The organism is Fundidesulfovibrio agrisoli (genome assembly GCF_022808715.1).
In the GTDB taxonomy this organism is placed as follows: Bacteria; Desulfobacterota; Desulfovibrionia; order Desulfovibrionales; family Desulfovibrionaceae; genus Fundidesulfovibrio; species Fundidesulfovibrio agrisoli.
In genome coordinates this window covers 189,253-201,830 of the sequence record NZ_JAKZKX010000005.1, presented here as the reverse complement: position 1 = coordinate 201,830, position 12,578 = coordinate 189,253, and the positions used below count along the sequence as shown (strand labels likewise).

The following is a 12,578-nucleotide window of genomic DNA, read 5'->3' as shown; positions in this document are numbered from 1 at the left end:
CGGCTTGCTTCAGGATGCTCAGGATCTGACTGTCGGAGTAGCGGGACGTCTTCATGTAAAATCTCCTCGCCTGGGTTTACGAGAAAATTCTACTTTTCAGAACAACCTTTTATTGGGGGGATTACCGCATGAACAACGCTGCCGCGCTGAAGCCCATCATCTAGGTTGTAGGTCTAATCGTATTATCGATTTCCAGACTCATCCTGGATTGATCCTGCGGAAGGACTTGGCCCGATTCTTTGTCGGAAAGTTCGCCTGCTCACTTCGACCCCACAAGCCACGCCAACCGCCTCAACGAGACCAATATTAGCAATTATCGGGCTTGCGATTCAAGCAAAATATAATCGGTCGTCGCATATTCCTTCAATATTCTTCCCGTACCTACCACTAGAGTCAGGAAATGAGCACCATTCAAAAACAGTTCGGGTAGAATATTATTGAGTTACGCCGCCATAGCGAGTTGACTCAGGAACGGATGGCTGAACTCTCCGGGCTCTCCCTCCAGTGTATTGGCGAGATTGAGCGCGGCACTCGAGTTCCCTTCCTCACCAGCACGGAAGGCTTGTCGAACGTTTCAACCTTCAAATTGCCGTGTGACCTTTTCCCCACAAGCACCACCTCCCTAGCCTACTTTATATTTAGTGAAACGGGCTTGGGACAAATTCTCCGCACAACGAAAAAGGGGCTACGGCTTGTTACCGTAACCCCTTGTGTTCTCGTGGTGCCGAGGGAGAGAATTGAACTCCCGACACGGGGATTTTCAGTCCCCTGCTCTACCAACTGAGCTACCTCGGCGCGAGGAAGAGTCGTCTATCGGCTTTCGCTCAGGTTGGCAAGTCCTTTTCCCATTTCAGGCGCGATAAAATTTCATTCACCAGGGGTTCCAGGCTCGGGCGCGCCTTTGCGGAGATGGGCACGCCGTCGGGATAGCGGCCCATGACCCAGGCCTTGCCGTCCTCGTCCAGGGTGTCCCACTTGTTGAGCGCCAGGATGCGCGGAACCTTATCCAGCTCCATTTCCTCCAGGATGGACTCCACGGCCTCAACCTGCCCGGCCAGCTCGCGGTGTCCGGCGTCGGCCACCAGGATGAGCAGGTCCGCGCTTTCGAGCTCCTCCAGGGTGGCCTGGAAGGCCTCCTTGAGCTCCTTGGGAAGCTGGCGGATGAAGCCCACCGTGTCCGTGAGCACCAGCTCGCGCTCCTGCGGGAAGCGCAGCCTGCGGCTCACGGGGTCCAGGGTGGCGAAGAGCTTGTTCTCGGCAAGCACTTCGGACTGGGTCAGGGTGTTGAGCAGCGTGGACTTCCCGGCGTTGGTGTAGCCCACCAGCGAGACGATAGGCAGCCCGGCCTTGGCCCGCCTGTCGCGTATCTGGGCGCGCTGCTTGCGCAGCTCCTGCAGCTCGCGCTTGATGCGGGTGATGCGCTCGCGGATGCGGCGGCGGTCCACCTCCAGCTTGGTCTCGCCGGGGCCGCGCCCGCCGATGCCGCCCATGAGCCGGCTCATGGCCGGGTTCTTACCCACCAGCCGGGGCAGCGTGTACTTGAGCTGGGCCATCTCCACCTGCAATTTGCCCGAGCGCGAGGTGGCCCGTTGGGCGAAGATGTCCAGGATGAGCTGGGTGCGGTCCAGAATCTTGCGCTCGGTCAGGTCGGCCAGGTTGCGCATCTGGGCCGGGGTCAACTCCCCGTCGAAAAGCAGCACCGCCGCGCCCGAGGACAGGGCCATGATCTCAAGCTCGGAGAGCTTGCCCTTGCCGATGATGGTGCGCGGGTTCACCTGGGGCACGCGCTGCAGCACCCTGCCCGTCACCTTGAGACCGGCCGTGGAGGCCAGGGCCTCCAGCTCGTCCAGGGAGGCCTCCAGCTCCAGGCGCGGGGCGCTGCCCACGCCCACCATGATGGCCCGGTCGGAGACGCCCGCCTCGGACCCGGCCACGGGCTGGTCCAGCCGGGCGAACTCGTCCTCCAGGGCCTGGGTCATGGCCTCGAAGTCGAGGTCCAGGCGGTCCCAGGGGGCCGGGGGCAGCACCTCCCAGGGGTCGCCGCCCTCGCCTTCGGCCGTCTTGGGCAGCAGGTGAGCGGCGTAGAGCCGGTCCGGCGCGGCCATGTCGTCCACGGTCAGGGCGGCCACGGAGTCCAGGCGCAGGAAGAGCATGTCCGTGAGGTCTTCCTTGTCCAGCCCGGCGTCGTGCAGGTGCGTGTGCAGCAGGCGCAGGCCGCGCAGGCGGCCCGAGCCCAGGCGGGCGCGGGGAAGCTCCGGGATGTAGATGGCGTGGGGCTCCCCGACGAGGACCATGTCCGGCCTGCCCTTGCGGTCTATGAGCAGGCCCACCTGCCTGCCGATGCCGTGGGAGATGGCCGCCAGTTCGCGGGCCTGGTCCGGGGTGTAGCCGGCCTGGGGGGGATAGCGCCGGGTGTAGAGCCGCTCGAGGGCCTTGAGCTGGCTGGGTTTGAGTCCTTCGGTGTTGCCTTGGGCTTTGCTGGCGATGGGGAACCTCCCGGGGCGCTCCGTCCGAAGCGGGCCCCTGCCCCGCTGATGTAGGACAGCCCAGGGCCGGAGGCAAGGGGGGCGCGGGAGAACGTCAAGCCCCCGGAGCGGCCGCGAGGCCGCTCCGGGGGCCGACATATTGCCTCTCCCGCGAAGCCGGAGGGGATTCCAAAGGGAGGAACTCCCTTTGGCCGCCGGAGGTCCTCCTCCTGTGCGGCCCGCCGCTGCGACACTAGGCCCGGCCCAGGTACTCCGCGATCATGGCGTCGTAGGCCGAGGTGGCCTTGAAGGTCTCCAGGGCCATCTTGTGGCGCAGGGCCAGGGGTGCCTGCATCTTGTTGGCCTTGAGGGCCTCGGTGATCTCGCCGTAGTACGCCGGGGAGGGCACAACCAGGATGGAATGGAAGTTCTTGGCCGAGGCCCGCAGCATGGTGGGCCCGCCGATGTCGATCTGCTCCACGGCGGCCTTGAGGTCGGCCTTCTGGGCCACGGCCTTGGCGAAGTCGTAGAGGTTCACGCAGATGAGGTCGAAGGGCTTGAGGCTGAATTTCTCCAGGGTCTCAAGATGCTCGGGGTTGTCCTTGTCGGCCAGGATGCCCGCGTGGATGTGGGGGTGCAGGGTTTTGACGCGTCCGCCGAGCATCTCGGGGAAGCCGGTGACCTGATCGACCGCCGTCACCGGCAGGCCTGCGTCGGTCATGGCCTTCTTGGTGCCGCCGGTGGAGACCAGCTCCACACCGTTGCCGGAGAGGAACGCGGCGAACTCGGCCAGGCCGGATTTGTCGGTGACGGAAAGGATGGCCCTGCGGATAGGCAATAATTCCATGTCTGCCTCGCTTTTTGCTTGGCAGTGCCAAATCCGGCGGCTCTTGGCAACCCGTGGGCCGGGCCCTCCCCAGGCTTTTGGTTGGTTCCCGGTCCGGCCGCCGGGAGCGAACCGGACCGGAAACCAATGGGGGAGGGGAGATTCGTTGAAAATTTCCGGCTAGGCCGCCCGCTCCAGGTGCACCTTGAGCTCAGTGGCGCAGGCGTGGGTGGGGTCGTGCTCCAGGATGCGCTCCAGCTGGGCCTTGGCCTCGGCCTCGCGCCCCTCGACCACCAGGCAGCCCGCCAGGGTGTAGCGGATGTCGTGCTTGAGCGGGTCGATGGCCAGGTAGCCTTCCAGGTAGGGCATCACCTCGGCCACGCGGCCGGTGCCGTGCCCCAGGCGGATCAGGCTGTAGAGCGCGACCATGTTCTCGGGGTTGAACTCCAGGGCCTGGCTGAAGTGGTCGAAAGCGGTTTCGGTTTCGCCCTTCTCCATCTCGATGAGCCCCATGCCGGCCAGGGCCTTGTCGCCGGCCTCAAGGTTCGCGGCCTTGCGGTAGTGCCCGTAGGCCTCGTCCAGGTTGTTGCGGTGCACGGCCACCGTGGCCAGCCCCAGATAGGGGGCGGGGTGGCTGCCGTTGGCCCCTGCGGCCTTGAGGTAGTATTCCTCGGCCTTTTCCAGGTCGCCCATGAACAGGTAGCACTCGCCCAGTTCCTTGTTGATTTCGTAATCCAGATGACCACTCATGACAGTCCCCTCCGGTGCGTGAACAATCAGGCCGATATCCCTCCCGGGCCTGGCGCTCATCAGTTCGCTTGCGCGTTGTGGGGAACCCTCCTGGCCCCCGCCTCCCCTCGAACAATCCGCCCTTGCCGTTCACGTCCCTCCCGGGGACCGGCAAGTCGGCGGAAACCACTTAGCAAGGCCTGTGCCAAGCCTTGTTCCAGGCAATTTCCGCCGCCGGGGCTCTCCCGCCGCGAGGGGGAGCACCTCCCGTGCCGGAGGGCGCTTTTGCGATTCAAGTTCTGCAATTTCATTGCGTTAACAATTGGAACGGTTGTTGCTAGCCAGAGTGCCGAGGCGGCGCGGCGTCAAGCGCCACACCGGGAAAAATCCGCCGCCACCCAAGGAGCGACGCCATGTCGGACTTATACGGAGCCAACACCCCCCTGATCGCCAAGGTGATGGACCTGCGCCTGGAGCGTCAAAACCTCGTCGTGTCCAACCTGGCCAACATCAACATCCCCGGCTACAAGGCCCGCACTCTGGAGTTCGAGAACCAGCTCCAGCAGGCCATCGGCTCCCAGGAGATGCGCGACAACCTGAGCCGCACCAGCGGCAAGCACGTTCCGGGCACCTTCGACGTGGAAGCCTACAAGGGCGAGAGCCTCAAGGAATTCAAGCCCCGCACCATCTACGGGGCCGACGCCGTGGACATGGACAAGGAAATGACCACCATGGCCAAGAACTCCCTCATGTACAACGCCCTGACCACGGTGATGAAATCCAACTTCGACGGCATCCAGAAAGTCATCATGGATGGAGGCAGGTAATCATGGACTTCCTGACCGCACTCGACGTCGGCGGGTCCGCGCTGACCGCGCAGCGCACCTACATGAACGTGATCTCCATGAACCTGGCCAACGCCAGGACCACGCGCACGGCCGACGGGCAAGGACCCTACCAGCGCAAGTCCGTGGCGCTCGAATCCACGAGGGTCACGCCCTTCGGCAAGGCCATGGACCAAGCCCTGGGCCAGGAGCTCCAGGGCGTGCGAGTCACGGGCGTGGTCAACGACAGCCGCCCGGCCAAGCAGGTCTACGAGCCCGGCCACCCCGACGCCGACCAGAACGGCTACGTCAGCTACCCCGACATCAACGTGGTGGAAGAGATGACCAACATGATCCAGGCCACCCGCAGCTACGAGGCCGAAACCTCCACCATCAACACCATCAAGGCCATGTACAACAAGGCCCTCGAGATGGGCCGCTAGGAGAGACGCCATGGCCATCAACTCCATCGCCATGAACGCCTACCGCACCGCGCTGGGCCAGGCCCAGGGTTCCGCCCGCAGCGCGGAAAGCACCGTTTCGCAGGGCCTGGGCAAAACCGGGGGCGCGCAGAAGTCCGGCTTCATGGACGCGCTCAAGAACTCGGTGGGCGAGGTCAACGCGGAGCAGCTCAAGAAGGACCAGATGGTCTCCTCCTTCGCCACCGGCGAGAACCAGAACGTGCACGAGCTGATGATCCAGCTGCAGAAGGCGGGGCTGGCCATGTCCATGACCTCCACGGTGCGCAACAAGGTTCTGGATATGTACAAAGAACTCGTGAAGATGCCCTTCTAGCCGGTTAGCACAAGGAGAAGCACCCCATGCCCGCACTGCTCAAATCCCTCTGGGAACAGGCCACCCGCTTCTGGGCCGCCCGCACCATGGCCCAGCGCGTCTTGTTCGCGGGCGTGGCCGTCTCCGTGGTGGCGGCCTTCGCGCTGATGATCTTCTGGTTCAACCAGCCCGACTACAAGGTGCTCTTCTCCAAGTTGAGCCAGGAGGACGCGGGGCGCGTCATGGAGAACCTCAAGGCCTCCAAGACCCCCTACAGGATCGAGGACAACGGCCAGACCATCCTGGTGCCCGCCGAATTCGTGAGCGAGACGCGCATCCGCATCGCCGGCGACGGCAAGCTGCGCGGCGCGGGCCTGGGCTTCGAGGTCTTCGACGACACCAAGGTGGGCCAGACCGACTTCGTGCAGCGCATCAACTACCAGCGCGCCCTGCAGGGCGAACTGGCCCGCACCATCGGCGAGTTCCCCCAAGTGGAGAAGGCCCGCGTGCACCTGGTGCTGCCCCAGCGCAGCCTCTTCATCGAGGAGCAGCGCAAGCCCAGCGCCTCGGTGGTGCTCACGCTCAAGAACGGAGCCAAGCTCGAGCCCAAGCAGGTCCAGGGCATCGTCAATTTCGTGGCCATGAGCGTCGAAGGGCTGGACCCGAGCCGCGTGACCATCACCGACACGGCCGGCAAGATCGTCTACCAGGCCAAGGACGGCGGCAGCATCGACGGCATGACCTCCTCCCAGTTCGAGTTCCGCAACAACTACCAGAACAACCTGGAGCGCCGCATCGAGGAACTGCTGACCCCCATCGTGGGCGGCGGCAAATCCATCGCCAAGGTTTCGGCCAACCTGGACTTCTCCCAGAAGGTCACCAAGCGCCAGAGCTTCGACCCCAACAAGACCGTGGTGCGCTCCGAGACGCGCGAGGAATCCTCCACCAACCAGAAGGCCAACGTGGACGGCTCCGTGCCCGAGACCAACTTCCGGGGCGACGGTTTCTCCGGCACCCAGAACAAGGTGGACCAGGCCTCGGAAAAGCGCATGACCAACTACGAGATCGACTCCGAACAGCAGGAGATCGTCTCCCCCTCCGGGGAGTTGCAGCGCCTTTCGGTCGCGGTTATCGTGGACTACATTCAGGACCCGAACAGCAAGGAAGTGAAGTTCATCCCCAGGTCCGCCGAAGAGCTGGAGCGCATCAAGCAGGCCGTGTCCAACGCGGTGGGCTTCGACTCCAGGCGCGGCGACACCATCGAAGTCAGCAGCATGGCCTTCGGCGAGCGCGAGCTCTACACCGAGCCCAGCCTGACCCAGAACATGCTGGAATACGCCCAGCGCCTGGGCAAGCCCTTCCTCAACGGCCTGCTGGTGTTCCTCTTCCTGCTGCTGGTGGTCCGCCCGGTGGTCATGGCGCTCATCCGCCCCCGCGTCACCCGCGAGGAGATCGAGCAGATCAGCCGCCTGCCCGAGGGCGAGCGCCGCATCGCCCTGGCCGAACCGGAGGAGGAGGAGACCGAACATGTGGAAGTCTCCAAACGCCTGGAGAACGCCAAGATTCTGGCGCAGCAGCTTTTCGAAACAAACTCCGAGCAGGCCATCCTGATCCTGCGCGGGTGGCTCAAGCAGGAGGCCTCCTAAGCCATGAACCTGACCGGACCGCAAAAGACCGCCGTTCTCTGCCTGGCGCTCGGCGACAAATTCTGCTCCGAGGTGTTCAAACGCATGGAGCGCGGCGACATCGCCCGCATCTCCAAGGCCATGCTGGAAATCGACACCGTGGAGAAGGAGGACGTTGAGGAGGTGCTCAGGGAGTTCAACGAGTCCATGCAGTACGGTCAGGACCTGCTGGTGGGCGGCGCGGACACCGTGAAGCGCATGCTCAGCAAGACCCTGGACTCCGACACGGCCAAATACATCATGGACTCGCTGGAGATCACCTCCGGCCCCATCCCCTTCCAGGAGCTGGGCAACACCTCGCCGCGCATCCTGGCGCAGATCCTGCGCAACGAACATCCGCAGACCCTGGCGCTCATCCTGGGGCACCTGCAGCCGGACCAGGCCGCGGAGCTGCTCCAGAACCTGCCCTCGGGCGTGCGCGCCGAAGTGCTGCTGCGCCTGGCCAGGCTGGAGGCCGTGGCCGAGGAGATGCTCGTGGAGGTGGACAGGGTGCTGCAGAACCAGCTCATCGCCATGGGCGGCAAGGAAGGCAAGAAGGTGGGCGGCGTGCCCGCGGTGGCCGAGATCCTCAACGCGGTGGACCGCGCCACGGAGGAGGAGGTCCTCTCCGAGATCGAGGAGGAGTCCGCCCAGATGGCCGAGGACATCCGCAACCTCATGTTCGTGTTCGAGGACGTCAAGGTTCTGGACGACCGCTCCATCCGCGAGCTGCTCAAGGAGGTCTCCAACGAGGAGCTGACCCAGGCCCTCAAGGGCGCCTCCGACGAGCTCAAGGAGAAGTTCTTCAAGAACCTCTCCGAGCGCGCGGCCACCATGATCCGCGAAGACCTGGAGATCATGGGCCCCGTCCGCCTGGCGGACGTGGAGGCGGCCCAGCAGAACGTGGTCAAGACGGTGCGCAGGCTGGAGGCCGAGGGCAAGATAGCCATCGGCAGGGGCGGCGGCGATGTCTTCATCTGATGCTTCCACGCAGGGCTTCCTGCCCGGCAACGCCAGGGTGGTCATGGGCGTCGGGGCCAACGGCCCCGCCGAGATGACCGTCCACGAGATCGAGGGCGCCAAGACCCAGACCCTGGACGAGAAGACCGAGCTGGAGTTCTGGGCCAGGGTCCGGGCCAAGGCCCAGGCCAAGGCCCGCGAGATCCTGGAGCAGGCCCTGGCCGAGGCCGAGGCCGTGCGCGCCCAGGCCCGGGAGGAAGGCTTCCAGCAGGGGCTGGTCGAGGCGTCCCAGGCCTGCGAGGCCCAGCTGGCCGCCATGGGCGGCACCCTGGCCGGGACCATGCAGGGCATCGAGGCGGAACGCCCCAGGCTGTGGGCCGTGCACCGTCAGGAATTCGCCGCCCTGCTCAAGATGGCGGTGGAGAAGGTGCTGCACACCGAGCTCTCCCAGCGCCGCCAGGAGATACTTTCCAACCTGCTGGACCAGGCCATCGACCTGATGGACACCCGCAAGGGCTTCACCGTGCTGGTCAGCCCCCAGGACGAGGAGACCGTGGCCCACCTGCTGGAGGAGGCCAAGAAGGCCCACCAGGGCATGGGCCACTGGCGCGTCAAGGCGGACCCCAGCCTGGAGGCCGGAGGCGTGCGCCTGGAGTCCGACGCGGGCATCGTGGACAACTCCGTGGACACCCGCTTCGAACAGATTTCCGACCTGCTGGACCGCGTCGGCTTCGACGACGCCCAGCCCTGACCCCATGGACGCACAAGCCTGCCTGAGCCTGCTCGACGGCCTGGACCCCGTGCGCACCTACGGCAAGGTGAGCAAGGTGGTGGGCCTCATCGCCGAGGGCAAGGGCATCAAGGCCCCGCTGGGCGCGGTCTGCCAGCTGCTGCCCGAGGGCTCCACCAGGGAGGATGCGGGCATCCCGGCCGAGGTGGTGGGCTTCCGGGACGACTCCTGCCTGCTCATGCCCTACGGCGACCTGCGCGGCATCGGCCAGGGCTGCCTGATCCGCAACACGGCCACCCCGCCCCTGCTGCCCGTGGGCAGGCGCTTCCTGGGCCGCGTCATCGACGCCTTCGGCAACCCCATCGACGACAAGGGCCCCATCGACCCCAGGCGCTACTACCCCCTGTTCAACGACCCTCCCCCGCCCATGAGCCGCCCGCGCATCAGCGAGCCCATGGACGTGGGCGTGCGCGCCATCAACGGCCTGCTCACCCTGGGCAAGGGCCAGCGCGTGGGCATCATGGCCGGTTCGGGCGTTGGCAAGTCCACGCTCATGGGCATGATCGCGCGCAACACCAAGGCCGACGTGAACGTGATCGGCCTGGTGGGCGAGCGCGGCCGCGAGGTGGTGGAGTTCATCGAGAAGGACCTGGGCCCCGAGGGCCTGGCCCGCTCCGTGCTGGTGGTGGCCACCTCGGACCAGAGCCCCCTGGTGCGCATGCGCGCGGCCTACGCGGCCACGGCCATGGCCGAATTCTTCCGGGACCAGGGCGCGGACGTGATCCTGATGATGGACTCCGTGACCCGCTTCGCCATGGCCGGGCGCGAGGTGGGCCTGGCTGCGGGCGAGCCCCCCACCACCCGCGGCTACACCCCCTCGGTTTTCGCGCACCTGCCCAAGCTGCTGGAGCGCGCCGGCCGCAGCGCCGCAGGCTCCATCACCGGCATCTACACAGTGCTGGTGGACGGCGACGACTTCAACGAGCCCATCGCCGACGCCGTGCGCTCCATCCTGGACGGGCACATGGTGCTCACCCGCGACCTGGCCGACCAGGGCCACTTCCCGGCCATAGACGTGCTGAAGAGCATCAGCCGCCTGCGCTCCGACGTGACCGGCAAGGAGGACCTCCAGGCCGGGCGTGAGGTCATCCGCATGCTGGCCACCTACCGCCGCGTGGAGGACATGGTGAACATCGGGGCCTACCAGGCTGGGGCCAACCCCGAGATCGACCAGGCCCTGCGCATGATCGGCCCCATCCGCGCCTATCTGCAACAGAGCGTGGGCGAGGCCGAGACCCTGGAAGGCTCCTTCGCGGCCCTGCACGGGCTGCTGGCCCAGGCCGCGGGCTGAGCCCGCCCGCCGGAAAAACGACGCCCGGGAACGGGCCGTGGCCGCGTCCCCGGGCGTGTTCACCCGCTGGCTTGATTCTTCCTATTTCACGAGCGCCAGGGTTCTCCTGGGCAGGGCCGAAGGCGCCTCGCCCCCTTCCGACTTGAGGTCGTCTATGAGCCCCTGGAGCACCTGGTTCTGCCTGGTCAGCTCCTCCACGGCCAGCGAGGCCTGGCCCATGGCCTGGGCCGTCTCCGCCGAAATTCCGGCCACCTGCTCGATGGAGCGGTTGATCTGCTCGCTGGCGGCGGACTGCTCCTCCGAGGCGGTGGCGATGGAGCGCACCTGGTCCGAGGCCTGGTCCACCAGGCGCACGATCTCCAGCAGGGAGTCGCCGGACTTCCTGGCCAGGCCGGTGGCGTCCTCGATGGCCTTGGCCGCCCGGTCCACGTTGTCCATGTTCTTGCGCGTGCCTTCCTGAATGCCCCTGATGGCGTCGCCCACCTCCTTGGTGGCGGTCATGGTCTTCTCGGCCAGCTTGCGCACCTCGTCGGCCACCACCGCGAAGCCCCTGCCCGCCTCGCCCGCGCGGGCCGCCTCGATGGCGGCGTTGAGGGCCAGCAGGTTGGTCTGGTCCGCGATGTCGGAGATCACGTTCATCACCTGCCCGATGCCCTCGGCCTGCCTGCCCAGGGTACCCATGTCGTTCTTGAGCTCCAGGGCCTGATTCTGCACTTCGCCGATGCTGGCCACCACCTCGCCCACGATGCCCTGGCCGTCCTGGGCTCGCTTGCGGGCGCTGTCTGACGTTTCGGCAGCCTGGGAGGCGTTCCTGGCCACTTCGAGGACCGTGGCGTTCATCTGCTCCATGGCCGTTGCCGTCTCGCCCACCCGCTGGGACTGCTCGTCCGCGCCCCGGGTGGACTGCCGGATCTGCATGGAGAGTTCGCCAGACGCCTCGGTGGCGACGCCCACCACCTCCTCCAGCTTGCGGGCCGCGTCCAGCATGCCCTCCGAGCGGGCGGAGAGAGCCTTGCGCGTGGCCTCCTCGGCCTGCTCCGTGGCCTCGCAGGCCTTGAGGCTCTCCTGGCGCGCCGCCTCCTGGGCCTGTTCGGACTCTGATATCTTGAGCTTGAGCGTCGACACCATGGAGCGGATGTTACCGGTCAGCCTGGCCAGTTCGAAGCGCTGCCTCCCGCCCACCTCGGCCGCGAGGTCCCCCCCGGCGATGGCCTCGGTGTAGTCCATGAGCGTCTCCACGGGCTTGAGGACCAGGGCGCGGATGAAGGCGATCACCACGCCCAGGATCAGCAGACCGGCCGCCAGCCCAATGCCGATGAGCACCTTGCTCTGCTCGATGGCCAGGGCGGCCAGATCCTCCTCGTAGGCGGTGGTGCCCACGATCCAGCTGGAATCGGGCACGTGCTTCCAGACCTGCACCTTCTCCTTGCCTTCGAACTCGTAGGTGTCGGTGCCCTCCTTGTTTGCCAGCACCTTTTTCATGAAGGCCATGCCGGAGAGATCCTTGCCGATCAGCTCCCGGTCCGGGTGCATTACCGTGACGCCGCCGCTGCTGATGACGTACGGGTAGCCCTTGTTGCCCACCTTCACCTTGTCGATGTACTGGTCCATGATGTTCTTGAGCGTGATGGAGATGGCCACCCCGCCGACGACCTTGCCGTCCTTGAGCACCGGGAAGCCGAAGGCCACCAGGTAGTTGCCGGTCATGCGGCTCTTGAAGGGCAGCAGAAGCTCGCCGGGCTTTCCGGCCAGGGACTCCACCACGTACTTGCGGTCGTGCAGGTCCAGGTTGTCCTTTTTCTGGCCCTGGGAATACAAAAAGTCCGTCTTGCCCGTGGGGGGGTAGATGAATGCCGCCTCGATCAGGTCGGACTTCTGTGTCAGGTTCTTGAGCATTTCAGCGACGCGCTCGCGCGTGGCCTCGGTGTCGTTGGTGAGGAAGTCCAGGGCGGCCTGGCTGTTGCCCAGGAACTTCACCTCGGAGCGCCAGCGCGACAGAAAGTCCTGCAGGACGTCCGCCATGGCCGCGTTGACCACCTGGAAGTTCCTGGTCTGCATCTCCACAGTGGAGCTTTTGGAGGATGAGGAGACATAGGCGACCACGCCCCCAAGGACGATGGCGAGGAGGATGAAAACGATGCCGAACAACGATCCCTGGATGCCTCTGAAGAATTTCGTCATACAGCTTCCTCTCTAGGGTCTGGTCTGATCGAGCAATCGAAACCGCCATAAGCCCCAGCGCACACCGATGCGCC

General features: G+C 65.6%; 11 protein-coding genes and 1 tRNA gene. 7 read left to right on the top strand and 5 right to left on the bottom strand.

The window, feature by feature from the left end; genetic code table 11:
- Nucleotides 1–719: 719 nt before the first annotated feature.
- The 4 genes from MLE27_RS05920 to MLE27_RS05905 all read right to left on the bottom strand — a co-directional run bounded on the left by MLE27_RS05920 (nucleotide 720) and on the right by MLE27_RS05905 (nucleotide 4,041).
- A tRNA-Phe gene (locus tag MLE27_RS05920) sits at nucleotides 720–795 on the bottom strand.
- Nucleotides 796–824: 29 nt separating this feature from the next.
- Nucleotides 825–2,624, bottom strand: a complete 1,800-nt coding sequence (gene hflX, locus MLE27_RS05915; protein ID WP_243311071.1) for a GTPase HflX — start codon at nucleotides 2,622–2,624, stop codon at nucleotides 825–827.
- A 94-nt stretch (nucleotides 2,625–2,718) separates the two neighbouring features.
- Nucleotides 2,719–3,312 carry an IMP cyclohydrolase gene (locus MLE27_RS05910; protein WP_243311069.1) on the bottom strand — a complete coding sequence of 198 codons (594 nt, stop codon included), beginning with the start codon at nucleotides 3,310–3,312 and terminating at the stop codon, nucleotides 2,719–2,721.
- A 159-nt stretch (nucleotides 3,313–3,471) separates the two neighbouring features.
- Entirely contained in the window at nucleotides 3,472–4,041 is a 570-nt protein-coding gene (locus MLE27_RS05905; protein WP_243311067.1) for a tetratricopeptide repeat protein, read from the bottom strand.
- A 392-nt stretch (nucleotides 4,042–4,433) separates the two neighbouring features.
- On the opposite strand from MLE27_RS05905, the gene flgB reads away from it, so the two are divergent.
- From flgB to MLE27_RS05870, 7 genes are read left to right on the top strand one after another with little or no spacing between them, the layout of a single operon-like run.
- Entirely contained in the window at nucleotides 4,434–4,847 is a 414-nt protein-coding gene (gene flgB / locus MLE27_RS05900) for a flagellar basal body rod protein FlgB (protein ID WP_243311065.1), read from the top strand.
- 2 nt (nucleotides 4,848–4,849) lie between these two features.
- The gene (gene flgC, locus MLE27_RS05895; RefSeq protein ID WP_243311063.1) at nucleotides 4,850–5,287 is read left to right on the top strand and encodes a flagellar basal body rod protein FlgC; all 438 of its coding nucleotides are present in this window, start codon (nucleotides 4,850–4,852) and stop codon (nucleotides 5,285–5,287) included.
- A 10-nt stretch (nucleotides 5,288–5,297) separates the two neighbouring features.
- Complete coding sequence (gene fliE / locus MLE27_RS05890) at nucleotides 5,298–5,639, top strand: flagellar hook-basal body complex protein FliE (protein WP_243311061.1); 342 nt, start codon at nucleotides 5,298–5,300, stop codon at nucleotides 5,637–5,639.
- A 26-nt stretch (nucleotides 5,640–5,665) separates the two neighbouring features.
- Nucleotides 5,666–7,264, top strand: a complete 1,599-nt coding sequence (fliF, locus tag MLE27_RS05885; RefSeq protein WP_243311060.1) for a flagellar basal-body MS-ring/collar protein FliF — start codon at nucleotides 5,666–5,668, stop codon at nucleotides 7,262–7,264.
- A 3-nt stretch (nucleotides 7,265–7,267) separates the two neighbouring features.
- A complete protein-coding gene (fliG, locus tag MLE27_RS05880; RefSeq protein ID WP_243311059.1) occupies nucleotides 7,268–8,263 on the top strand; it encodes a flagellar motor switch protein FliG in 996 nt (331 codons plus the stop codon).
- On the top strand, nucleotides 8,250–8,993 hold the full coding sequence (locus MLE27_RS05875; RefSeq protein ID WP_279355694.1) for a FliH/SctL family protein: 744 nt from the start codon (nucleotides 8,250–8,252) through the stop codon (nucleotides 8,991–8,993). Before fliG ends, MLE27_RS05875 begins: the two co-directional genes overlap by 14 nt.
- Before the next feature lie 4 nt (nucleotides 8,994–8,997).
- On the top strand, nucleotides 8,998–10,323 hold the full coding sequence (locus MLE27_RS05870; protein WP_243311057.1) for a FliI/YscN family ATPase: 1,326 nt from the start codon (nucleotides 8,998–9,000) through the stop codon (nucleotides 10,321–10,323).
- A gap of 81 nt (nucleotides 10,324–10,404) precedes the next feature.
- On the opposite strand, the gene MLE27_RS05865 is transcribed toward MLE27_RS05870, so the two are convergent.
- Nucleotides 10,405–12,504: a methyl-accepting chemotaxis protein gene (locus tag MLE27_RS05865; RefSeq protein WP_243311055.1), complete on the bottom strand. Its 2,100-nt coding sequence runs from the start codon at nucleotides 12,502–12,504 to the stop codon at nucleotides 10,405–10,407.
- Nucleotides 12,505–12,578: the final 74 nt, after the last annotated feature.